Origin of the sequence: Coralliovum pocilloporae, assembly GCF_030845175.1 — a bacterium.
In the GTDB taxonomy this organism is placed as follows: Bacteria; Pseudomonadota; Alphaproteobacteria; order Rhizobiales; family Cohaesibacteraceae; genus Coralliovum; species Coralliovum pocilloporae.
Genome location: NZ_CP132542.1, coordinates 1,844,935 through 1,868,464 on the forward strand (window position 1 = coordinate 1,844,935; position 23,530 = coordinate 1,868,464).

Here is a 23,530-nt window from a genome sequence, read left to right on the forward strand (position 1 = left end):
TGACCTTTCACGCGGATATGGCTGCGGCGTGGACTGCCGGAGAGATCAGGCCGCGGTTGGTGAGGGCCTGATGCAACTGTGCAGGCGAACGGAACAGGATTGCATCCATTCCCAGAGCCGCACCTGTACCAATATTAGCCGGATTGTCATCGATGAAGATGCAGTCCTCAGGTTTGAGAGCGTTGCGGTCCAGGAGGCAACGATAGAAACGGGGATCCGGCTTGATGATCTTTTCAATGCCGGAGACCGCAATGTCCTGGAACAGAGAAAAGAAGTCGTATTTCTGCCGGGTTTCCTCGAAGGTATCAGCTGCGAAGTTGGTCAGGCCATAGATTGGGTGCCCGGCAACGTGCAAAGCTTCCAGAATATCGATACTGCCCTGTATCGGGCCCGGAACCATCTCGTGCCATCTGCTGCGGAAAGCGCGGATCATCCGTTCCTGGTCAGGATAGGCACGAATACGCTCTGCAATGGCTTCGTCCCAGTCGCGGCCCGCATCCATACCTTCATTCCACTCGATCGAGCAGACGTCTGACAGGAATGTTTCCATCGCCTTATTGTCGCCCTCAAACAAAGGCTCGAATAGAAACCTGGGGTCCCAGTACAAAAGAACATTGCCGATATCAAAAACAATCGCTTTCATGGAACCTACCCGAATCAGACCGGCACCAGATACGCACAGCATTGTGTCATCTGCAACACGCGGGGCATATTTGGTCGGACGGACTGAGCATGGCGCGAGAGAAAAGGCGCGAGAAGAACGATGACAGGTTGGTTGGGGGACGTGCCAGAAACAGGATATGGAGCGCGCAGAATGGACAAACCCTCGGCAATGAGTGGTCTGTACCGTTCAGTGCTGGCGATCCTGTGTCTGCTCTGCTTCTCTGGAGGGCTGTTCGCCATCCAGATATCTGCCCTGGCGCAGAATAGTGATGTTCTCGAGGAAATCATCATTGAGCCGCTGGATGGGCTCGAGGATTTTGATCTCAACGATGGTGAGATCGGTTCGGACCTCCCTGATATCTCGATAGAAGAAGTGCCGGTTGAGCAAATCCCCGTAGAGCGCCTGCCTGTTGAACAGTTGACGATCAATCCGCCTCAGGAGAATGCTCCTGAAGGAAGTGAGGAGGTCAACGCGGAAGATGGAACCGGTCCGCAGCCGCAGCAACCAGCTACAGCCGGGACGGATACTGAGACTGTGGATTCAGTGGCGTCTGAACTGATCGCAGAACAGGGGCGCCCCCTGAGGTATGGGCTTGTCAGTCGTGATCTGAAAGTGGCTGTTGAGCGTGACTATGCTCCGGTCACCGACTATCTGTCTGCACAGACTGACCGGGATGTGGATCTGGTTATTCTGCCAACCTGGAAGGCCCTTCTTGATGCGATGGAAAGCGGGCGTATCGATGCGGCCCGCATGCCCAGTTTTGCCTATCTCACAGCCAGAATACGATGTGATTGTGTTGAGCCGGTGGTTATCCCGGTTTCAGAGACCGGCGCGACCGGTTTCCGGAGCCTTTTGCTGGTCCGGTCCGGCAGTGATGTGGAGACGCTCGCAGACCTGTCCAGTCGGTCCGTGGCGCTAACAGATCGGTCATCCATCAGTGGACACTTCATGCCAATGCGTCAATTGGCACGCTCGGGAGTGTTGGTGAAGAAGGCGGTTGGGGGCTCTTTTGCTGATATTCTCGGCGCGCTGGTCAGCGGGGAGGTTGATGCCGTGTCCGGCTGGGCCCTTGATCAGAACGGCCGTTCAAATCTGGCTGGAGAAGGGTCTCTTGGCTGGTTCCTGAGGGACCAGGGACTGACTGTCGATCAGTTCAGGCTCGTCTGGCAAAGCGCACTCGTTCCATTTCCGCCGCTCGTCGTGCGCAGTGCAATGAACGGCAATGATCGCATAAACCTGCGACAGGCTTTCATTGATATGAATGAAATTGCGCCAGAAATTTATGACATTGTCGAGACGCACCGCACGGGTGGTTTCCGCCTGGCGAGGAGTGAGCAGTTTGATCCGCTGAAGCCTCTGCTACAACCGGATATCAGAGGCACATCAGCTGGTTCCGTAGAGAAGTCTTCATTGGAGGATAATGATCTGCGCACCGGTGAATCCGGTCTTTAAAACACCAGACCTTTAGCCCGCAGACAAACTCGTGGTGGATTAACCGGTCTTCTTCAAGGCTACCGAAGCGCCTTCACGGTCGTCCAGCGGTACGCGAATGGAAAGCTCGGGTTTGGGATCTGATGGTGAGGCCGTGAGAGAGACGATTTCACCGCTGGCCTCGGCCAGAAGACTGCGCAGTGCGGCGTAGGGCAGGGCCCATTGCAAGGCTGCATGACCACGGGCTCCGGCAGACTTGCGTACTGCAAATGTGAACGTTGCAGATCCTGCGCCGTCTTTCTCCCCGGAGATGTGGATATCCGGCTCCGAGACACGAGCACGTGCCACAAGCAGCAGCATGCACTGCCTGATGATGTTGCGGATCACCGGTTGCCTGTTGATGATCAAAGGCAGGGTTGTGTGCGTGAGTGCGCCAAGAGCAAGGCCGTCCTTAAGGACTTCATCATGCCATTCATTGGCAAAACGCTCGATGCGCAACTCTTCCCTGGATTCTGTCTCCGTCGGTCCGCCGATCAACAGACTGCACGTCTCGAGCAATTGCTTCAGCTCTTCACGGCTTTGCTGCAGCTGGGTTATTGTCCCGGTCTTCTCCTGATTGCTGGTCCGCAGATCGCGCAGGCTCTTCGAGAACATCGACAGATCAACGATCACCGCGTTGATGCGCAATATGTCACCCTTGTCATTGCGCACAGCCTGTAGGGACATGAAACCGTCCACGTTTCTCTGGCCTGTGACGATAGTAACCGCACCGGAGAAGGTGTCGGACGCCGCAATATCTGTAAGCTGTTTGTCAACATAAGTGTCGCCGGTCTGGACCCGGATAAACTGGTTCGTATGATCCTTGAATTCTGCAACAGTGGTAAACTTGAACAAGGCAAGAGCTGCAGCATTAGCCGTGCGTACAAAGCCATCGGCATTGGCTTCCAGAACCGCAATGTCTGCATCAGCCAGAACGCGGGAAAGAGAGTTTGCCCGTCCACCGCTTTCTGAAACTGACGTTGCCAGTATCAGCATGTCGACGGCGCGAGCCGTCTCACTCAATTCATCACGGCCTCGCCAGCCAAGGCGCATATCGGCTGCGCGTCCAGGCTGTTCCATAGCTGAGATGGCCGCTCGTCTGATCTCCTGCAGCGGTTTCAGGAGCCAGGAAACCAGGAAGAACACAACGGCAAGGCTTGTGAGGCCGGTGAGGACTGGAATCCAGTAGGGAATCTGCAGGATGTCCGTCCAGCCTTGGCTGTAAATCGCCTCACGATCAAGCCGGATGATCATGTGATAAGGCGCATTGATATTTTCAGGGGAAAGATAAACGTCGAGATAAGTCTCGCCATCTTCGGCCAGCCGGGTCAGGCCATTGCGTTGCCACATGAGGAAAGACAGGCTTGGCCTCTGCCCGAATGTGCCGACAACAGCACCCAGGTCATCATGAAGAACACCACCACTGAGCATGGTTCGTGCCGTCAGACGTTCTCCGATGGCAGCCTGTTGCATGGCTGCAGCTTTGGGGGATGTCGATGGAGCAACCGCCCATGCGGTCTCAAGCTGTTTGATGACGGAGTTGACCGCCTGATTCTCCCAATGCATCCGAAGCCCGGACAGGATCAGGAACTGTGGGGCGGCAACACAGATGAAGACGATCAGCGCAAGTGCATAACGCACGCGCATCCTCAGAAGCCATCTGAGTGTCAGTTTTACCAAGCCTGGTCTGCGACTTCCACGCAACTCTGTCCACTCCCCACCCGGGACAAAACGGTCACCACAGCGTGCTTCTGAAAAGTTGATAGACTTTTCGGATAAAAGCTCGCGCAGAAACAAACTCTTAAAGCACCGCTGCCAATTCAGGTTAAAGGTTTGGTGCTTTAAGCCAGAGAGGGTAACCGGGAACCGATTAATATTTTGTTCACGATGAAAGCTGACTGCGAATTCTGGATAGAAGTGCGCGCAAAGGCAAGACCCAGGACGACTGGCGCTTTAGCAGTTTGAGCAGGTGACTGGGTTTTCCGTGCGTGGCCGCGAAAAGAAAAACCGCTCGATCCTGTACTCGGGGAAAATCGTCTCTGCCAATGATGGCCTGAAGATGTAGCGGGTGCCTGAAGCAATGAATGAGCTGTTTGGCTGCAACAGAAAAGCGGGAACATTGTCTGTATCAATCCGCAGGGTTCCGTTTCTGGAGTGAATCCAGTCCCGTCTCACCCTGCCATTGCCATCGACCACAAAGCTGGCGATTGTCAGAGTCGTCTCTGCAGACGAAAAAGGCTGCATTAGAGATGCAGACAGATTGAAAACCCTGTCCAGCCCGGCGCGATTGACGGTCTGCTCACGGCCAACCAGGTCGCCAACGGCGCTGGCCAGATGGTATACGCGACGCTGGGCACTGAGGGCTGTGCCGATTTCTACAGAACCCAGATACATGCTCAGCATAAGCGGCAGAATGATTGCAAACTCAACCGCTGCCACGCCGGCTATACTGTTGTCCCGGAACCGTCTTTTGATACGACGGGCCGCCTGATGTTCGCGAATGAGCTGTTTGCGAAAGAAGCGCTGGAGCATGTTATTCTTTTTCATAAGGAGCTCCGTCAGCCGCAGGCACTGGTTGTCCGGTTCCCGGTGGCACCCTGAAATGGCTCGTTCACAAATACGGTTGCTGAAGACAGCTCGGTAGAGGTGGCTGATGCAAACCCTGTAAAGAAGTTCCAGGTGTAGAAGGCCCGGACAACAACGATGTCATTGGGATTGCCGGTGCTGAATGTCAGATTGTTGTTGTTCAGCGTTCCGTCTGGATTCCTGATATTCTGATCGGTAATGTCGTTGAAATTCGCATAGGTTCGGACGTCAAGCTGAAGCCGTGCGGTACATTTTGGCAGGAGCACACCTGCGCAACCGCAAATCATTTCACGAAATTTGGTTTCCGTGATGTTGCCACTGGCAACCTGACCCGTTCTGATCAGGCGTCCATTCAGTTCAGTCCCTGACTCAAGAACCTGCCCGGCCCAGAAGGCCATGGCTGTCTCAAAAATCAGAAATACAAAGAGAAAAAAGGGGATAGCCACAAAGGCGAACTCAATTGCAGCTGTGCCGCTTTCATCAGATCGGAAGCGGCGGAGCCGCTGATGCAAATTTCTGATCTTTTCAAGTCTGGACATTATAGCTGCCGTTACTGGTTCGGAACCTCTTTGGACTTTTAGTCGAAATGTGTGTCTATTCCGTTCAGGAGGTCGCTAAGGTTTTAATCGAATAGCTCGTTTTACTCTTCGGTAGTCCCGCTGGAGGCAAGACCGAGACGTCCTTGAACATCAGACTGTATTTTGGCGAAGTTGGCGTCGCCGACACGCAGATCCGGCTGACATTTGGCATCGCAGGCCAGCGTCTCGCGCGCGTTGCCTCTATAAACTGTAACAGTCTGGGTATCACTTGACGGAACGTGGATGATCTCATTGGCAATCGGTTCGCCATCAGCATCCAGAATGATGACATTGGTTGTGCCGAAATTCTTGCCGGTGATGATCAGCATCTGGCCGTTCTGAACCGTCGCATCCGCAATGACCGGGTTGCCGATGATCACAGTGGCCGCAGGCCTCGTGATACGCATGACCTTTGCCTGGTCGAGAGCAACGATGATCGGTGAGCCACCCTTCTCGTCAGATTCCGTCTCAGCCCAACTGGCTGAAAAAGACATGAAAACAAGTGCAATGGCACAGAGGCCTGAGCGAATTAATTTATATATCTCTGCACGAGCAGCACACATGGCTCGACACTCCTTGGCGCAATTACTCCTTACAGATTGCTCATTATTGGTTGACGTTTCGTTTAAATCGGCATGTCGCCAGCGTGTTTTGTACGCTGGCGACATGCCGACATGCGTCGTTTTGGATGCCTGATAGGTTGTTTTATGTTGTAAAGGTCGCAATATGACGGAAATCTAGATGTTGTTATGTGTCAAAATTTGGAATATTATAGTAATATAGTTAGATATATAAAATTTGAATTAAATAAATTGTGCATTTTATTTATTATTTACTTATAAATCTCAACTTAATTGCATGTTAACCACGATAGTTTTGCTTTGTGTTATTGTTTTTAAATATAGAAATGACGCTTCTGCTTAAGATTTTTGTAACGAATAGGCTGTAGATTGCTCCTCAGTTCCGATCGACAGGAAGAAATCGACGGGATGGTGCTCAAAACAGTGGAGTAGGAGTTAGTCATGACCAAGTTTCTTGCACGTTTCGCAAACGATGAATCCGGCGCTACCGCCGTTGAATACGGCCTTATTGCCGCTCTGATTTCCATCGCAATTATCGCTGGCACAGAAATCGTTGGTACGCAGATTAATGCGACCTTTGATAATATCGGTGCCAAAGTTCAGGCTTCTGGTGCTGCAACAGCGAACTGATTGAACTTGCAATCAGTCATTGTTGTATAGAAGTTGATTGAGAAATTGGGCAGCCCGTCAGGGTTGCCCTTTTTTGTTGGCCTGTCGCCGAAGAGGTATGGTTGAGCATTGATCAGGCTCGTTATTCAGACCTTAACCCATGAGGGTCTATGATTCTTAGGCTGTATGCAGTCTGCGTTGGAGATCCCCGATGACATCATTTCTTGCCACCATATTGCTCTGCGTGTTCCCGCTTTTGATGATCTATGCGGCTCTATCTGATCTGTTCACAATGACAATCCCCAACCGGATCTCATTGGTTCTTATCGGGGCTTTCCTTGCAATTCTGCCATTTTCCGGGCTCGACCTGCATACAATAGGGCTTCACTTTGCTGTAGCTTTTGGCGTGCTTGTTGTCGGTATGTGCTGCTTCGCAATGGGTTGGGCAGGCGGTGGCGACGTCAAACTTGCTGCTGCAACAACCCTTTGGCTTGGGCTGGGCAGTCTGGCGGAGTACTTCCTCTATACGGCTCTGTTGGGAGGAGGGGTCACACTGATGCTGGTCCTGTTCCGGAGCCAGCCTCTGTTGCCATTCCTCTATCGGTATGACTGGATGCAGCGTCTGCACAGCAAGACAACTGGTATTCCATACGGTGTTGCCCTGGGAATAGCAGCTCTGATTGTTTATCCCGAGACTGGCTGGGTTCGATCAGCCCTCGCTTTGACATCCTGATTCAGACGCCTCTGATTTTCCCGACACACTTGGTGAACGATGGTCCATTGCGGATGATCAGCAGAACAGATCCAATTGATTAGAATACGTTAACCATAATTTGACGATTCATGGACGACACTAGGCTCTGAACAGTGAACCAGATTGGGTCTCGTGTAGTCGAGTGTCGGACCATGAAAATAATTCGTATTGCTATTCTTTTTGTTGCATTGGGAGCAGGGCTTTTCGCTGCGATGCTCGCAATGGATCTTACTGCTCAAAACGAACGTGTCGCTGAAAAGCCGGTCAATGAGAATGTCAGTATGGTACTGACAGCCTCCAAGGACATCCGTATCGGTGCGAGGGTCGCCGAAGGGGATCTGACCTGGGTTTCATGGCCGAAAGAGTCTGTGCAGCCAACCTTTGTGACACAGGTGGCAACGCCCGATGCCCATGAGAGTTTTGTTGGCCATATTGCCAGAACAAACTTCCTTCAGGGTGAACCGATCCGGTCCGGTCGTCTTATTGCATCAGCTCAGGGCTTTCTTTCTGCGATCCTGCCGGCGGGAATGCGCGCCATCGCTGTGCAGATCTCAGCCAATACCAGCGCAGGCGGGTTCATCCTGCCGAACGATCGCGTGGACGTTATCCTGACCTCCCAGCAGGAACAGGTCGACGGTACAACCGGTTTTTCCAGCAACACTATTCTGGAGAATGTCCGTGTATTGGCCATTGACCAGCAGATTGAAGAGAAGGGCGGCGAGAAAGTTGTTGTCGGGCAGACTGCCACACTCGAACTGGACCGTCCGCAGTCAGAAATTATCGCCGGTGCTGAACGCCAGGGCGATATTATTCTGGTGCTGAGAAGCCTTGCCGACAACGGGACAGAAACACCCAGCATCACCACGGACAGTCGCGAGAGCCCGACGATTAACGTGGTGAAGTTTGGTGTCCAGAGACAGGTTGCGCCGAAATGATGACGCTTGCCGTAATGTCCTTTAAGGAGAAGCCGATGATCCGCAGCTTGATTGGAAGACTTCCGGCTCTGGTAACCGGTGCGATGTTGGCTCTGATGCCGCTGGCGGATCATGCGTTGGCGCAGTCATCAGGTGACAGAGAAATCGTTGACGGAAACTCCGCTAATCGAAATCTCACACTCGGCTTGCGTAAGTCACTTGTTGTCGAGGTTCCCCGCGCCGTCGGTGAGGTTCTTGTCGCTGATCCGAGTATTGCTGATGCTGTGGTCAGGACTCCTTATAGAATTTATCTGTTCGGCAAGCAGTTGGGTGAGACCAATATCTTCATCTTTGACAAGAACGGTGCCCAGATTGCCGGTTTTGACGTATCAATCTCTGTTGATACCGCAAAACTGCAGCGTCAGTTAAACCGGATGATTCCGAAAGCCAAGATCAAGATTGAACCTTTGGGTCGCTCCATTGTGCTCACCGGATCAGTCTCATCAGCAGCCGACGCCAAGAAGGCTGAAGAAGTTGCACGAAAATACATCGATCTTGGTGATGGAAGTGGCGCGGCCGCGCCGGAAGAATCAGTTCTCAACTACCTGTCTATCACGGGCAAGGATCAGGTGCTTCTGAAGGTTACGGTTGTTGAAGTTCAGCGTAACTTGTTGAAACAACTTGGCGTTGATCTGACGGCACAGTTCTCTGCAAGTAATGTTTTTGGCCTTGGTGCCATATCCAACCCGCTGTCTTTGGGGCAGGGATTTGCTGCTCCAGGATTGAATTTCAACGGCAACACCAATGTGACTGGTCTGGCTGGCGGGTTCAATGATGGATCGACATTTTTCGCAGCTCGCTTGCGAGCGCTGGAGCGGGATGGACTGGTCAGAACTCTGGCCGAACCAACACTCACGGCTGTTTCTGGTGAACAGGCCGAATTTCTGGCGGGTGGTGAATTCCCGATCCCGGTTCAGCAGGATGAGAACGGCATTACTGCGGAGTTCAAGCCTTTCGGTGTGTCTCTGGCCTTTACGCCGATTGTCCGGTCTGAAAACCGGATTACCCTGCGTGTGAAGACTGAAGTCAGTGAACTGTCCAGTAACAACTCGGTGGTTCTGAGCGAGATTGCCCTGCCATCTCTGGAAGTCAGGCGAACAGGAACAACTGTTGAACTGCCGTCCGGTGGTTCCATTGTGCTGGCTGGCTTGCTGAGAGACCAGATTCGCCAGGATGTGAATGGCTTCCCTGGTCTGAAACGTGTTCCAATCCTTGGATCTCTGTTCCGTAGCCGTGACTTCCTGCGAAACCAGACAGAACTGGCGATCTTCGTAACGCCTTACATCGTGTCACCGAAAGCGCCGTCAAAACTGAAAAAACCAACCGACAATCTCTTTATCGCATCCGATGCGGAAACGATCTTTCTGGGTCGTCTGAACCGCCTCTATGATGTCTCCGGTGGTGCTGCCGGAGGTGATTATGAAGGCGATGTCGGTTTCATCTTCAAGTAAGGGGAGGGGTGAATATGTCTCGAGAAACCATCATAGCATCTGCTTCCCGGTCTTCTGTGGGCAATGGCTTTACAATCTCAAAGGTTGGTCCAATGACGCGCACATGTCTTGTGATTGGTGTGGCTCTTCTGGCCGCGTCCTGTAAGTCGATTGTGTCTGAAGTAGATGTCGCCGGGCATGATTACCGGAAGAACCACCCTATCATTGTCGAAGAAGCACCTGCGGTCCTTGATGTGCCGGTTGCACGTCAGACGGCACGTATTGATCCTGGCCTCAAGCAGGCCATCCGGCTCTATGCGGAAGGCTACAAGCGGCGTCATGCTCAGGTCATGCATATTCTGGTGCCATCCGGTTCAGGCCATGATGCAGCAGCAGTGCGAACCGCCCGGCAGATCACCAAGATTCTCAACCAGTCCGGTGTCCCGACCAGCCGCATTCACAGACGACCTTATCGTTCAGAAGGGGGGCGGGATGCTGCTCCTATCCGCTTAGCCTATCACCGTTTGACAGCACGGGTTGAGCAGTGCGGAAACTGGCCGGATAATCTCGCAGTCAGTCCGGAAAATGAGAACTGGCACAATTATGGGTGCGCGAGCCAGTCCAATCTGGCTACCCTTGTCGATAACCCGTCTGACCTGCTTTATCCGCGCGGTTCCGCGTCCGGTGACACAGCACGCCGTATCCGGGATCTCGATGTCTATCGGGATGGCTCAAGCCCCGCGACAGACTGGAAGGATGAGGATGACGGCTTTGCTTCGGAGGTTCAGAACTGATGGCTGACCCTGCAGTTTACAGTGAACAGGATTCCGAAGAAGGTATCCTGACTTCAACCGATATCCGACCTGTTCCCCGTATTGCGATCCAGGCGTTCTATGAGAATGCGTCGGTTGCTGAAGAGCTTGAAGATGTCTTTGCAGACCGGCGTCTGTCGCGTGCAAAAACAAGCCTGCATACCGGAGGGCTTGCTGCCGCCATTGAGCTGTTTCTCGGGTCTCCAACCCCGAATCTGGTGATTATCGAGACCACATCAACTCATGACAAGCTTCTAATTGATCTTGAGCAGCTCGCCGAGGTTTGTGACCCGGGAACTAAAGTCGTTCTTATCGGGCAGACCAATGATGTGCAGTTGTATCGCGAGCTTATCCGTCGCGGTATCAGCGAATATATTGTTGCGCCGCTTAATCTGGTCGAGGTCGTCCAGCTTATCTCCGAGCTCTATACCGGCCGGGATACGGATCCGGTTGGAAAAGTCATCTCTTTCATTGGTGCGAAGGGTGGTGTTGGTGCATCAACGATTGCTCACAATGTAGCCTGGTCGATTGCCCGGAATTTCAACAACAATGTTGTGATTGCCGATCTGGATCTTCCATTTGGCACCGCTGGCCTCGATTTTAATCTCGACCCGGTTCAGGGGATGGGTGATGTCATTGCACATCCTGATCGTGTTGATGATGTGCTGATTGACCGCCTTCTGTCCAAATGCGCTGACAATCTCAGTCTTCTTGCAGCACCGGCAACGCTTGATCGCACCTATGATTTCGAAGAAATGGTGTTTGACCCGCTGCTGGAGGTCATTCAGGGGAATGTGCCGCTGACCGTGCTTGACGTTCCCCACAGCTGGAACGCATGGACCAACCGGGTTCTGCTGGCATCAGATGAGATCGCAATTGTTGCAGCACCGGACCTTGGCAATCTGCGCAATGCCAAGAACCTGATTGATCAGCTCAGGCAGATGAGACCCAACGATCAGAAACCGCATCTGATTATCAACCAGCAGGGCGTGCCCAAACGTCCTGAGATTGGTGCCGATGATTTTGCGGATGCTGTGGGCATTGAACCTGTCGCGGTCATCGGGTTTGACCCGCATTTGTTTGGTCAGGCGTCCAACAATGGTCAGATGCTGGCGGAAGTCGACCCGAAAGCAGGGGCTGCCGCTCAGCTGGAAACACTGGCATCGATTGTCTCCGGGCGGTCTGAAGTGAAAAAGCAGGCCAAGCGCGGATTGGGGCCGATTTTGTCAAAACTGATGGGCAAGAAATCATAAGGACGGTACAGGGGTCTCATGTTCGGTAAGAGAGGAAATCACAACAGGCCGGCTGGTGCTGATGTGGCAGTGCCGCCAAAGCCGCAGTCACAGGCCCGTCCGGTCGCGCAGCGACCTGCTGCGGCTGCAAAGCCTCAGACAGAAGCCAAGCCGAAACAGGACATGACGATCCCTATGGATCCGGGTGCGCTGTCAGAAGGCAAGGAAAAGTCCGAACAGTACTATGACATCAAGACATCGATCTTCTCGGCCCTGATCGATTCCATCGATTTGTCGCAGCTTGCATCTCTTGATGGAGATACTGCCCGAGAAGAAATCCGCGATATCGTCAATGATATCATCGGGTTGAAGAATATCGTCATGTCGATTGCCGAGCAGGAGGAACTGCTCGAAGATATCTGTAATGACATTCTGGGCTATGGTCCGCTCGAGCCCCTTCTGGCTCGCGATGATATCGCTGATATCATGGTCAACGGAGCTGATGACACCTATATCGAGGTGGACGGCAAGGTCTACATGACCAATATCCGCTTCCGCGACAACACGCAGCTGATGAATATCTGTCAGCGGATCGTGAGTCAGGTCGGTCGTCGTGTGGATGAAGCCAGCCCGATCTGTGACGCCCGTCTGCCGGATGGTTCTCGTGTCAACGTTATTGCACCACCCCTGTCTATCGATGGTCCTGCACTGACCATTCGTAAGTTCAAGAAGGACAAGCTCACTCTTGAACAGCTGACACGCTTTGGTTCGATTTCCCCGGAAGGTGCCGAGATCCTTGAGATTGTCGGTCGTGTCCGCTGCAATGTGGTGGTGTCCGGTGGTACAGGTTCCGGTAAGACGACGCTACTGAACTGTCTGACGCGTTACATCGATGCGGACGAACGCATCATCACCTGTGAAGATGCCGCAGAACTTCAACTCCAGCAGCCGCATGTGGTGCGCCTTGAGACGCGCCCGCCCAACCTTGAAGGCGAAGGTCAGGTCACCATGCGGGATCTGGTCAAGAACTGTCTGCGTATGCGCCCTGAACGCATTATCGTTGGCGAGGTGCGTGGCCCTGAGGCATTTGACCTGTTGCAGGCTATGAACACGGGTCACGATGGCTCCATGGGAACCCTGCACGCCAACTCTCCCCGTGAAGCTCTGTCCCGTATGGAATCGATGATTACCATGGGAGGTTTCTCACTTCCTTCCCGTACCATCCGCGAGATGATTGCCGGTTCAGTGGATGTGATTGTGCAGGCCGCACGCCTCAGAGACGGATCGCGTCGGATCACACATATTACGGAAGTTCTGGGTATGGAAGGCGATGTGATCACCACCCAGGACCTGTTTGTCTACGATATTGTTGGTGATGATGCCGGCAAGATTCTCGGTCGCCACAGGTCAACCGGTATTGCCCATCCGGCTTTCTGGCCGCGCGCCCAGTACTATGGTGAGCATACCCGCCTGGCGGCCGCTCTCGACAGCTCTTTTGCTGAAGCAAGCGATGAGTCTCGTGTTGCGTAATAAAGGACAGATGGGTTTCGGCCCAGGGAGTGTGTAATGGATTCTCCTGTGTTGTTTGCGATCGCTCTTGCATTGCTGGTGATGTTCTCGATTGGAGGCGTTGCCTATGCGATTCTCTATCCAATGCTGGCTCGGGAAGCGCGTAAGGAAAAGCGCATGGGCCGGATCAGTTCGAGGGCGGACCTGTCCGTTGGGCAGCGTGAAGCTGCGCGCGATCGTTCCCGTCGTCGCAAATCCATTGAAGATACGCTGAAGGAAGCAGAAGAAAAGCAGAAAGCCAAGAACCAGGCTGGCAAGATTTCGCTGAAAGCCAAGATCAAGCAGGCGGGGCTTTCCTTGGAGATTACACATTTCTGGCTGGCAAGTGGCGCAAGCGGGCTGCTTGCTGCCCTTGTGGCCCTGGTCTTTGCGGGAAGTCCTCTTATTGCTCTTTGTGGTGGCCTGATTGGGGGGTGTCTCCCACTTTGGGTTATTACCTATATCCGCAAGAAGCGTCTCGCAAAGTTTGTTCTTGAATTTCCCAATGCAATTGATGTGATCGTTCGTGGTGTGAAGGCTGGCCTGCCATTGGGCGAGTGTATTATCCTGATTTCAAAGGAAGCGCCGGAGCCCGTTCGCACCGAATTCAAGGCCGTTGTGGAAGCTCAGTCCATTGGGGCGTCTGTATCCGAAGCGATTCAGCAATTGCCGAAACGTATTCCGGTGCCGGAGGCCAACTTCTTTGCCATTGCAATCACCATCCAGCAGCAGGCTGGTGGTAACCTTGCCGAGGCCCTGTCGAACCTGTCTACCGTGTTGCGTAGCCGAAAGGCTCTGCGTCAGAAAGCTGACGCCATGAGTATGGAGGCAAAGGCATCAGGGGCAATCATTGGATCCATGCCACCTGCTGTCATGTTTCTGGTGTACATCACCAGTCCCGATTACGTGACTATTCTGTTTGATACAGAAAGCGGCAATCTTGTTCTTGCCTTTGCGCTTGGCTGGATGTGTGTCGGGATCGGCGTCATGAAAAAAATGATCAACTTTAATATCTAGGCGACGAGGACAACATGGATCCACAAATCTTGCAATATGTTGTCGCTGGCCTGACCCTTATTGCGGTATCGGCAACAGTTCTTATGGTCGCTCTTCCCTACATCCAGGGTGACAGGCTGCAATCCCGCATGAAGGCAGCCGCAACGGAACGTGACCGGCTGCGCCGGGAAGCACGGGCACGACTGGAACAGGAAGAGGAGCGCAAGTCACTGCGCGGCCAGGAATCCCGTGCCTACATGCGTGATGTAGTCCGGAAGTTCAATCTGCGCAAGGCACTGGCCGATGACAAGGCTATCGAAAAACTGCGCATGGCCGGTTTCCGTGGTGAAGCCCCGCTGACCGTCTTTCTGTTTGCCCGCGCAACATTGCCTTTCCTGTTCTTTGCCCTTGGCCTTGTCTATTTCTTTATCGTCAGTGATCTGCAGTATTCCACTCTGACCAAGTTTCTCTTCTCGCTCATGGTGGCTTATGGAGGCATCTTTGCCCCTAACCTGTTTGTCAGCAACCGGCTTCAGAAAAGGCAGGAAAGTATTCGTCTTGCATGGCCGGACGCGCTGGATCTGATGCTGATCTGCGTTGAATCGGGTATGTCGATTGACGTGACCCTGAAGCGTGTGTCCGATGAAATCGGCGCACGGTCCCCGGAACTGGCAGAAGAGCTGGTTCTGACCAGCGCTGAACTGTCCTATCTTCAGGATCGACGGGCAGCGTTTGAAAATCTCGGCAAGCGGACCGGTCTCGAAATGGTGAAAGCTGTCATGACCAGCCTGATGCAGGCCGAGAAATACGGGACATCACTGGGTACGTCTCTCAGAACCATGGCCAAGGAAAGCCGTGATGAGCGAATGACGGCCGCCGAGAAAAAGGCCGCCGCCTTGCCGCCGAAGCTGACAGTTCCGATGATTCTGTTCTTCATGCCAGCTCTTTTTGCGGTGATCATGGGCCCAGCCATCATCCAGGTAATGGCAACAAACTTCAGTGCTTCCCATTAGACCAGAATAACAGTGCGAGGCCGCGTCTTGTCTAAGAGCGGTATCAAAAAAGGGCCGATCCTTATATATGCGGATCAGCCCTTTTTGTTTTGTTTAAGGTGCCAGGTCTCTAGCCTGAATTGGTAGCGGCACATTTAATGTACTGTTTTCAAAAGAAGTTTTTATCCAAAAAGTCTGTCAATTTTCCAGAAGCACGCTGTAGCTTTGAAATTTCTATGACCGTTTTTTCAGCTTGTTCCAGGCGTTTGGCTGGGACAGCATCCGGCGCAGATAGCGGATATTGGCGCTGGCCTGCTCCTGAGAGAGCTCGTTGCGGGCAATTTTTTCGGCTTCATCGAACCGGCCCTGAAGGCCAACCACCAGAGCAAGGTTCTGTCGGACACGGCTGTCGGCATTCGGGCGTGATGCAGCCCGGCGCAGAATACGTTCGGCTGTTTCCAAATCGCCGGACAACACATGAGAAAGCGCCAGGTTGGACAGGATTGATGGCTCATCAGGCTCAATGGTCAGCGCCTGTTTGTAGAGCTTGCGGGCTTCCTGGCGGTTGCCAAGCTGGTCGACCAGAGCCGCTTCTGCTGAAAGCAGTTTCCAGTCCGGTCTGTCCCGGCGCTGGGCGCTTCGGATCACGGTCAGTGCCTGCTTGAACTTGCCATCGGATGCCAGTGCCTTGCCATAGGCCGACTGCAGTTCCACATCTTTCGGGTTGGCAGTTATGGCTGACTGCAACACGGAAACCGCCTGACCGCTCTGTCCGACACGACGGAGGAGAAGCGCATAGGTAATCGCCGCTTCCTTGTCCTCGCGATCCTTCTCGTAGCGCTGACCCCACTGGTTCAGTGCCGAGTGGATTTCGGCTTCTGATGCCGGCTGACTGCTCAGGCGGTTATGGGCCGAGGTCGAACTTGTTTTCTTGCCCGCACAGCCTGCGAGCCCGATGGCGGTGGCAAGAAGCAGCACACGAACAAGGGATCGGCTTCTGACAGAAGGTCTGCCTGACAGCAACATATCCTGACCCATAATGAACTCCCAGCAAGCTGATAAGGATGCGTCGCGGCATCCGGGTGATTTACTCAAGCAATAAACCGTTAACCCTAACGCTTGGTTAAATCTGCCTTGCAGAAGGAGGCTTGAGCCGGGCCGGAGGGCTCGCTAAAACTCATAGACGAGTCTGTTGCATGGACGGCTTGAAGCGATGCTGTTTATGTCTGGTCTGTGCCCTGCCTTTCGGTCCTGAGGAGATAATCTGTGCCAAGCCGTTTTTTTGCTGAACAATCCACCGATGCGGTTCCTGTCTGGTTTGTTGAACCGTCATCCCTGGAGGATATTCTTGGCTCACTTGACGCGGCAGCCCGTGCTTGGGCCGATGCAAACGGGTTTAGTGCAGCGGCCGGGGCAAGTCTTCTTGTCCCGGGGTCCGATGGAACGCTTGCACATGTGTTGTTCGGCCTGGGAGAGGCCGGTACAGCTGCGCGGACGGCTCTGTTGCCGGGCAAACTGCCATTGGCATTGCCCGACGGCGACTACCGGTTTGCCAATGAGCCGGATGACCTGTCTCTGGCATGTCTTGCATGGGGGCTTGGGGCTTATGAATTTGATGCCTACAGACCACGCCAGGCCAAGGTACCCAAACTCTGTTGGCCTGATACGGTTGATCGCGCGGAGGTTTTGAGGATCTTGTCCGGTGCTTATCTGTCCCGTGATCTGATCAACCGGCCCTCCAATGATATGGGGCCTGCTGAGCTGGCTGCAGCCGCATCAATGCTTGCAGAGCGCTATGGAGCTGATTGCAAGGTGATCGTGGGGGATGACCTGCTGACGCAGAACTTCCCGATGATTCATGCGGTTGGCCGAGCCAGCAGCAGGGCACCCCGTCTGATTGATATGAGCTGGGGCAAGGAAACAGATCCGAAAGTGACGCTGGTTGGCAAAGGTGTCTGCTTTGATACCGGTGGTCTTGATATCAAGCCGTCGAGCGCCATGCTTTTGATGAAGAAGGATATGGGCGGGTCCGCTGCCGTGCTGGGTCTGGCGTCAATGCTGATGGATGCAGGGCTGCCTATCCGCCTGAGGGTTCTTGTCCCGGCAGTTGAGAATTCGATTTCCGGCGATGCCTTCCGGCCCGGTGATGTGTTGCCAAGCCGCAATGGGTTGACTGTTGAGATTGGCAACACGGATGCCGAGGGGCGTCTGGTTCTTGCTGATGCGCTGACTTTGGCCGGAGAGGACAATCCGGACCTGCTCATTGACATGGCGACCCTGACAGGGGCTGCACGTGTAGCCCTTGGCCCGGATCTGCCACCTTACTACACGCGTCATGATGAGCTGGCGGCAGCCTTTGAAACCAGTGCGGATACACAGACGGACCCGGTCTGGCGCATGCCGCTTTGGCCTGCTTACGATGCCATGCTGAAATCAAAGATCGCTGACGTCAATCACATCTCTTCCGGCGGGTTTGCAGGCTCAATCACCGCGGCTTTGTTCCTGGGGCGTTTTGTTGAGAAATCCGTTCCCTGGATGCATTTCGATATTTACGGCTGGGTGCCATCCGCTCAGCCGGGACGCCCGGAAGGTGGGGATGCGCAGGCAATCCGCGCTCTTTATGATCTGATCAAAACCCGTTTTGAGGGTTGACTGGACATAAATTTTCCTTGCGGATTGAAACGGTTCCGAAACATTATCATGGTTTCATGAGCTTGTACGAGTTTCACCACAGGCGGGGAAAATATGCCGGTTGAGTTGCGTCCAAGTCAGGCGCTTAAGTTATGGCATGATGTGACCATGGATCTTGTCCTTGATGGAGGGCAGGATCTGTCGGCGCGACAGATTTCCATTCTGCTGACGATTTATCTGGAACCGCCGCCCCATACTGTGCGGGGCCTTGCTGCCAAACTTGATGTGACCAAGCCGGCTATTACGCGGGCACTGGATACAATGGGCAAGATAGGGCTTGTGACCCGGAAACGGGATGAGGCGGACCGGCGCAATGTGATTATCCAGCGTACCGTTGAAGGTGCGCTTTATGTGGAACGTCTTGGAGACCTGATCGTGGAACGGGCGCGGAGTGTACCGAGATGACCGGCTTCTCATTTGATCGCAGAATCCATGCAGCGCGCCCTGATCTGGCAGATGTCCGGTTGAAAGATCATGTAACGGCTGAGCGGTATGTGGAAGGTAGTCCGGCCTGGGTTAAGGCGGCAGGCGTTCCCTTGCGGCCGGGGCCGGATCCTGCCCGGCCGATTGATACCGAACTCCTGATGGGAGAGAGCGTCCTGGTCTTTGATGAGCGGGATGGCTGGTCCTGGTGTCAGAATGACGAGGATGGCTATGTGGGCTATTGCCCGTCAGACAGTCTGGAAAGCGGCCTCGACAGGCCGGCTGCAACCCATCGGATCTCCGCGCCATCCAGCTTTATCTATCCTGAAGCTGATCTGAAATATCCGCCGCGTGCCCGGCTCAGCATGGGAACAGGCCTTGCGGTTGTCGGGGAAGCGGAAACCAGGGGCACGCCATATCTGCAGCTGGCTGATGATCTGGGCTGGATCGTGGCCACTCATGCATCTGCTGCAGACAAACAGCGGTCCGATTATGTCGATTTTGCCGAGGCCTTTCTGAATGTGCCCTATCTCTGGGGTGGTCGGACAGGGCAGGGGCTTGATTGCTCAGCACTTGTTCAGATCCCCATGATGATGGCAGGGCAGACTGTCCCGCGCGACAGTGACATGCAGGCCAGAGCCATCGGCGCGTCTCTCGGACATGATATTTCTGCCCTGTCGTTCAGGCGAGGGGACCTCATTTTCTGGCGAGGTCATGTGGGCATTATGTCGGATGCCGAGACACTGCTGCATGCAAGCGGCTATCAGATGATGGTCGTAAAGGAACCGTTGCAGAATGCTGTCGCACGGATCGGGGCAAATGAATTCGGGGCTGTGACTGATATCAGACGTCCCTGAAGTACGTCAGAAGCGAGCCTGAAACGTGGCAAAGACAGGTTTGCGATAATCCTGCCTCACCCCGAACAGGCGTGACACAAAAACTCACAATCGCGAAAACAGCCTTGCATCATGGGTCTTGTTACCCCCAATCTCTATTGGAGTATGATGAGGTATGGTCTGATTGGGAGGTGTTCATGAGGCAGGTTCTGTCCGGGTTTCTGGGTTTTGTGTTGATCTTGGCAAGTGTCGGTCTGGTTCATTCAGCAGATCTTCATGCGGGATACTATTATCCGACACCACAAACGCAGGAAGTGTTTGTCGCCCGCGTTCCGAAATCTGAAAACGTCTCAAAGGAATCGCGAACGGCCTTCACTGTCGGCCTTGAGAAGCAACTCCAGATGCGGGGATATGCCCCGTCATATCACCTCTTTCCGAAGGGGCAGTATGACGAAAAGCTGATTATCGTTGTGGTCGACAGTAGCAAATACAATACGCTCTACCGCATGCGGGCCTTGATTGCCTCGCTGACATCTCTTGTGCGCTCCACACCGATCTTCAATGAGGTGGAAGACCCGACTGATCTGACTTTTCTGGATTTCAGCAAACTGATGGGCTTCAAGTGGGTGACGATCACCGATGGTGCCAACTTCGCCCATCGTTATATTATTGAGTGAGCCTAGAGCATATTCCCGAAAAGTGTGTGCGGTTTTCGGATAAGAATATGCTTGGAAACAAAGAGATAGAGCATTTGGGGTGACTCTGTTCTCACACAAAATGCTCTATCTCAAACTGACTTGATGGGTTTCTTCCCGGAGAGGCTTGCCGTTCCGAATGAGGGAGACGCGGCCTGAATAGGTGCCGTGGCTCCAGCCGGCTTTGGGTTGCCGTTTGCCGGTGAAAAGAAACTGCTGGGCGCGATTGCGGTCAAGGGTCAGAGAACGGGATGCCGAGAAGCCACCCGGTCCCGTAATCGATAGCCGGATTTCGTCGCCTTTGACCACATTGATGGCCCAGATATAAATCACCAATGCCTCACTTGAGTTCTGAAAGTCCGGTTTCTGTAAGCCTTTGGCGGTCAGAATGCCAAAATCGGGGGCCTGATCTGTAAAGCCTGAAGCCAGCAACTGGCCTGTGCCGCCGGACAGTTTGTCCAGTGTGTCAGGCTGCCAGAGGGTGTCGGCTGTAGAATGACCACATCCTGCATCAAGGCGCTTGCCGGTAAATGGGTCGACGGGCTGACCATTCTTGCGGACGCTGAGGTGAAGATGCGGGAAGGCCGCATCGCCGGAATATCCCATAAGACCCAGTGTTTCGCCTCGCTCGATGGTCTGGCCTTCACGAACGGAAACGCTGTTCTGCTTCATATGGCAATATTGCGTTTCGAAACCGCCTTCATGACGGATAACAACACCATTGCCGCATTCCTTGCCCCTGATTCGGGCACGGTCTTCAGCGGTGGCCACAATCCTGTCAGGCTCAGAATTCCGAAGTGCGACCACGGTTCCTCCTGCAGAGGACAGAACCGCAACGCCTGTCTCAATCTCACGGAGCGTACGGACGCGGATATCAGTTCCCTTGTGGCCATCATAGGCAGAGCTGCCACAGGTATAATCAGCAATGCCTGACCCCTGATCCACATCAGGGTACTGCTGGACAAAACAGTCGTCACCGATTGTACAGGCGACCGGCAGTGACAGAAACGGTTCTGCGGAAACGGAACTGATGAAAAGCGTCGCAACAAAAAGCGAGGCTGTCCGGGTTGCTTTATGAAGAGGGGAGAGTGTCATGAACCTGTCCTGTCTGTTCGGTCCCGATGCATCCGCCCCCTGTGGATTGCGCCTGTGCTGATCTCGCTTTCTTACGAGCGTATCTCCGGCCGCAGATCACGATTGGCTTCCGGTTCCTTGATCTTCTCACGGAACGGAGAGGCCGGATAAATGCCGACAATCTTCAGTTCTGCTGAGAAGAAGGCCAGTTCTTCCAGTGCCAGAGCCAGTGACCGGTCATCCGGGTGTCCTTCCACATCCGCATAAAACTGAGTTGCGAAGAATTCGCCGCCAAGCTGATAGGATTCAAGCTTGGTCATATTGATGCCATTGGTGGCAAAACCACCGAGACCCTTGTAGAGCGCGGCCGGAACGTTGCGGACCCGGAAGATGAAGCTGGTTACCACCGGGCCACTGTCAGCCTTTGCTTCAAGCTTGTCGCGGGACAGAATAATGAAGCGGGTCGTGTTGTGATCTTCGTCCTCAACATCCTTTTTCAGGATATCAAGGCCGTAAATATCGGCAGCCAGATCAGAGGAAATAGCCGCGACACTCGGATCATTCAGCTCAGCAATCTGCCGGGCGGACCCGGCCGTGTCAGCACCAACGACGGCCTGAATGCCAAGCTGGCGGATGATTTTCCGGCATTGCCCGAGGGCCATCACATGGCTCTGTACGGATTTCAGTCCTTCCAGGGTGGCCCCTTTCGGCGCGACAAGCTGGTGATGAATGGGCAGGAAATATTCACCGATAATGTGGAGGTCGGCTGTGGGCATCAGATGATGGATATCAGCAACACGACCGGCGACGGAGTTTTCAATCGGGATCATGCCCAGATCGGCCTCACCGGAACTGATCGCCTGAAAACAATCCTCGAAAGTAGCGCAGGGAACGGCTTCCGCATCGGGAAATACTTCATTGCAGGCTATATGGGAATTCGCCCCGGGTTCCCCCTGAAACACAACTTTTTTGGCAGTTTCGATCATTCTGGTCTCACAAACTCAACAGCTTTATTCTGTGATGGCGGGTTACGACTGGTCCGTCAAGAGTGTGCGGGCCTTCTCGAGGTCTTCGGGTGTATCCACCCCGAGTGGTACAGAAGAGACCAGTGCCACATCAATGCGCATGCCTGCCTCAAGCGCCCTTAACTGCTCAAGCTTCTCGCGGCTCTCAAGTGGTGACGGTGGCAGACTGACAAAGCGCTCCAGTGCGGCCCGCCTGTAGGTGTAGAGCCCGATATGATGATAAAGCGGTCCGTCACCCCATGGCGCTGTCGCCCGCGTAAAATAAAGGGCACGCAGGCGCTGGTCATCCAGAGGAGAGCCGATCACCTTGACCACATTGGGATTGGTAATCTCCTCGGGATCAGTAATCTCTGCTGCTATGGTGGCCAGATCCACTGCATCGTTGCTGAGTGGTGTGAAACAGGCACGGATAGATGTCGGGTCAATCGTCGGCAGATCCCCTTGAACATTGACGATCACATCGTGATGGCCATCCGGGTCCAGCTTGGTGATCGCCTCATGGATGCGATCGGAACCGGATGGGTGGTTCGGGTCGGTGAGAACCGCCTCGCCCCCGGCGGCCTCAATGGCACTGACAATCTCGTCTGAATCAGCTGCAACAGCAACACGGCCAATACCGGCTTCCTGAGCGCGCTTCAACACCTGTACAATCATCGGCAGGCCTGCAATGTCGGCCAATGGCTTACCAGGAAGGCGCGTTGAAGCAAGGCGTGCGGGAATCAGTACAATCGGATTCATTGATGTTGTCATAGGTGTTTAGCTCCAAACTGTCGGTGCACCACCGGCCTATCACAGCCTGTAAAGTGCGAAAAGTGGTAGCCGAAGACAAAAACTCCACTTTAGACCTTTTATAGAGCTGGACAGTCGGGGTGCATTCCTTGTAATTTCCGCCAAACTTTTCGTGATCCTGTCTGCGACTGCCGATTCAGAGCCGGACGAGCAGACCAAGACTGCAGGAGCCTGGAGCGAATGGATTCGTTCGAACTGAACAAAATCTTTGGAGCCCTTTGCCTGAGCGTGCTGATTGTCCTCGTTGTGTCAAATCTCGCAGGCATTCTCTACCACGTGGACAAGCCGGAAAAGCCGGGCTTTGTCATCGAGGTTGCTGAAGCATCTACGGGCGATGCGCAGACCGAAGAAGTGGTGGAAGAGCCATCCATCGCTGAGCTGCTTGCAAGTGCAGATGCCGGCAAGGGCGAGAAAGTCTTCAAGAAGTGCGGCGCATGTCACACCGTAGACAATGGTGGCGCTAACAAGGTTGGCCCGAATCTCTGGAACATTGTGGATCGCAAGCCGGGTTCTGTTGATGGCTTTAAGTATTCCGCAGCTATGGTCACCTTCGGTGAAAGCGCGTCTTGGGATTATGACAATCTCGACGGGTTCCTGAAAAAGCCGAAAAGCCACGTGAGCGGAACGACCATGAGCTTTGGCGGTATTAAGAAGCCGGACCAGCGCGCTGATCTGATTGCTTACCTGCGTGGTTTTGCAGACAGCCCGGCACCGCTGCCTGCTGCTGAACCAGAGCAGGAAGAAGAAACAGCACCGGCTGCTGCTGAATAG

At 53.9% G+C, this 23,530-nt stretch carries 24 protein-coding genes; 15 read left to right on the top strand and 9 right to left on the bottom strand.

Translation table 11 applies throughout. The features are described from left to right. Window positions 1–7: 7 nt before the first annotated feature. The gene (locus tag RA157_RS08550; protein ID WP_350336037.1) at window positions 8–643 is read right to left on the bottom strand and encodes an HAD family hydrolase; all 636 of its coding nucleotides are present in this window, start codon (window positions 641–643) and stop codon (window positions 8–10) included. 171 nt (window positions 644–814) lie between these two features. Here RA157_RS08550 and RA157_RS08555 point away from each other — a divergent pair, with 171 nt between their 5' ends. Continuing rightward, window positions 815–2,116, top strand: a complete 1,302-nt coding sequence (locus tag RA157_RS08555) for a phosphate/phosphite/phosphonate ABC transporter substrate-binding protein (RefSeq protein ID WP_350336038.1) — start codon at window positions 815–817, stop codon at window positions 2,114–2,116. Between the two features lie 39 nt (window positions 2,117–2,155). Here the strand turns inward: RA157_RS08555 and RA157_RS08560 are convergent, their stop codons facing one another. From RA157_RS08560 to RA157_RS08575, 4 genes are all read right to left on the bottom strand, one after another. Beyond that, window positions 2,156–3,775 carry a hypothetical protein gene (locus RA157_RS08560; RefSeq protein WP_350336039.1) on the bottom strand — a complete coding sequence of 540 codons (1,620 nt, stop codon included), beginning with the start codon at window positions 3,773–3,775 and terminating at the stop codon, window positions 2,156–2,158. Window positions 3,776–4,087: 312 nt separating this feature from the next. Beyond that, complete coding sequence (locus RA157_RS08565; protein WP_350336040.1) at window positions 4,088–4,681, bottom strand: TadE/TadG family type IV pilus assembly protein; 594 nt, start codon at window positions 4,679–4,681, stop codon at window positions 4,088–4,090. An 11-nt stretch (window positions 4,682–4,692) separates the two neighbouring features. Next, the gene (locus tag RA157_RS08570) at window positions 4,693–5,232 is read right to left on the bottom strand and encodes a TadE/TadG family type IV pilus assembly protein (RefSeq protein ID WP_350336041.1); all 540 of its coding nucleotides are present in this window, start codon (window positions 5,230–5,232) and stop codon (window positions 4,693–4,695) included. Between the two features lie 128 nt (window positions 5,233–5,360). After that, a complete protein-coding gene (locus tag RA157_RS08575) occupies window positions 5,361–5,792 on the bottom strand; it encodes a pilus assembly protein N-terminal domain-containing protein (RefSeq protein WP_350336042.1) in 432 nt (143 codons plus the stop codon). Window positions 5,793–6,320: 528 nt separating this feature from the next. Here RA157_RS08575 and RA157_RS08580 point away from each other — a divergent pair. From RA157_RS08580 to RA157_RS08620, 9 genes are all read left to right on the top strand, one after another. Further along, the gene (locus tag RA157_RS08580; RefSeq protein ID WP_350336043.1) at window positions 6,321–6,509 is read left to right on the top strand and encodes a Flp family type IVb pilin; all 189 of its coding nucleotides are present in this window, start codon (window positions 6,321–6,323) and stop codon (window positions 6,507–6,509) included. A gap of 190 nt (window positions 6,510–6,699) precedes the next feature. Then, window positions 6,700–7,221, top strand: a complete 522-nt coding sequence (locus RA157_RS08585) for an A24 family peptidase (RefSeq protein ID WP_350336044.1) — start codon at window positions 6,700–6,702, stop codon at window positions 7,219–7,221. A 173-nt stretch (window positions 7,222–7,394) separates the two neighbouring features. Then, window positions 7,395–8,177, top strand: coding sequence for a Flp pilus assembly protein CpaB (cpaB, locus tag RA157_RS08590; protein WP_350336045.1), 783 nt, complete (start codon window positions 7,395–7,397; stop codon window positions 8,175–8,177). Window positions 8,178–8,212: 35 nt separating this feature from the next. Next, entirely contained in the window at window positions 8,213–9,667 is a 1,455-nt protein-coding gene (locus RA157_RS08595) for a type II and III secretion system protein family protein (protein WP_350336046.1), read from the top strand. 14 nt (window positions 9,668–9,681) lie between these two features. Next, window positions 9,682–10,440, top strand: coding sequence for a CpaD family pilus assembly protein (locus RA157_RS08600; RefSeq protein ID WP_350336047.1), 759 nt, complete (start codon window positions 9,682–9,684; stop codon window positions 10,438–10,440). Continuing rightward, a complete protein-coding gene (locus tag RA157_RS08605; RefSeq protein WP_350336048.1) occupies window positions 10,440–11,711 on the top strand; it encodes a CpaE/TadZ family protein in 1,272 nt (423 codons plus the stop codon). Before RA157_RS08600 ends, RA157_RS08605 begins: the two co-directional genes overlap by 1 nt. 18 nt (window positions 11,712–11,729) lie before the next feature. Then, a complete protein-coding gene (locus RA157_RS08610; RefSeq protein WP_350336049.1) occupies window positions 11,730–13,220 on the top strand; it encodes a TadA family conjugal transfer-associated ATPase in 1,491 nt (496 codons plus the stop codon). Between the two features lie 36 nt (window positions 13,221–13,256). Continuing rightward, a complete protein-coding gene (locus RA157_RS08615) occupies window positions 13,257–14,255 on the top strand; it encodes a type II secretion system F family protein (RefSeq protein ID WP_350336050.1) in 999 nt (332 codons plus the stop codon). A gap of 14 nt (window positions 14,256–14,269) precedes the next feature. After that, window positions 14,270–15,247: a type II secretion system F family protein gene (locus RA157_RS08620; RefSeq protein WP_350336051.1), complete on the top strand. Its 978-nt coding sequence runs from the start codon at window positions 14,270–14,272 to the stop codon at window positions 15,245–15,247. Window positions 15,248–15,460: 213 nt separating this feature from the next. On the opposite strand, the gene RA157_RS08625 is transcribed toward RA157_RS08620, so the two are convergent. Further along, on the bottom strand, window positions 15,461–16,264 hold the full coding sequence (locus RA157_RS08625; protein ID WP_350336052.1) for a tetratricopeptide repeat protein: 804 nt from the start codon (window positions 16,262–16,264) through the stop codon (window positions 15,461–15,463). Between the two features lie 228 nt (window positions 16,265–16,492). Here RA157_RS08625 and RA157_RS08630 point away from each other — a divergent pair, with 228 nt between their 5' ends. The 4 genes from RA157_RS08630 to RA157_RS08645 all read left to right on the top strand — a co-directional run bounded on the left by RA157_RS08630 (window position 16,493) and on the right by RA157_RS08645 (window position 19,853). Continuing rightward, window positions 16,493–17,878, top strand: coding sequence for a leucyl aminopeptidase family protein (locus tag RA157_RS08630; RefSeq protein ID WP_350336053.1), 1,386 nt, complete (start codon window positions 16,493–16,495; stop codon window positions 17,876–17,878). A 93-nt stretch (window positions 17,879–17,971) separates the two neighbouring features. After that, window positions 17,972–18,322, top strand: coding sequence for a MarR family transcriptional regulator (locus RA157_RS08635; protein WP_350336054.1), 351 nt, complete (start codon window positions 17,972–17,974; stop codon window positions 18,320–18,322). Then, window positions 18,319–19,197, top strand: coding sequence for a C40 family peptidase (locus RA157_RS08640; protein WP_350336055.1), 879 nt, complete (start codon window positions 18,319–18,321; stop codon window positions 19,195–19,197). Before RA157_RS08635 ends, RA157_RS08640 begins: the two co-directional genes overlap by 4 nt. A gap of 176 nt (window positions 19,198–19,373) precedes the next feature. Further along, complete coding sequence (locus tag RA157_RS08645; protein ID WP_350336056.1) at window positions 19,374–19,853, top strand: hypothetical protein; 480 nt, start codon at window positions 19,374–19,376, stop codon at window positions 19,851–19,853. A gap of 105 nt (window positions 19,854–19,958) precedes the next feature. Here RA157_RS08645 and RA157_RS08650 read toward each other — a convergent pair whose 3' ends face one another. The 3 genes from RA157_RS08650 to RA157_RS08660 form a co-directional block, all read right to left on the bottom strand. Further along, complete coding sequence (locus RA157_RS08650; protein WP_350336057.1) at window positions 19,959–20,966, bottom strand: M23 family metallopeptidase; 1,008 nt, start codon at window positions 20,964–20,966, stop codon at window positions 19,959–19,961. A 71-nt stretch (window positions 20,967–21,037) separates the two neighbouring features. Next, the gene (locus RA157_RS08655) at window positions 21,038–21,931 is read right to left on the bottom strand and encodes a prephenate dehydratase (RefSeq protein WP_434058481.1); all 894 of its coding nucleotides are present in this window, start codon (window positions 21,929–21,931) and stop codon (window positions 21,038–21,040) included. A gap of 42 nt (window positions 21,932–21,973) precedes the next feature. Continuing rightward, entirely contained in the window at window positions 21,974–22,720 is a 747-nt protein-coding gene (locus RA157_RS08660) for a 3-deoxy-manno-octulosonate cytidylyltransferase (protein ID WP_350336058.1), read from the bottom strand. Between the two features lie 219 nt (window positions 22,721–22,939). Here RA157_RS08660 and RA157_RS08665 point away from each other — a divergent pair, with 219 nt between their 5' ends. Then, window positions 22,940–23,530: a c-type cytochrome gene (locus RA157_RS08665; protein ID WP_350336059.1), complete on the top strand. Its 591-nt coding sequence runs from the start codon at window positions 22,940–22,942 to the stop codon at window positions 23,528–23,530.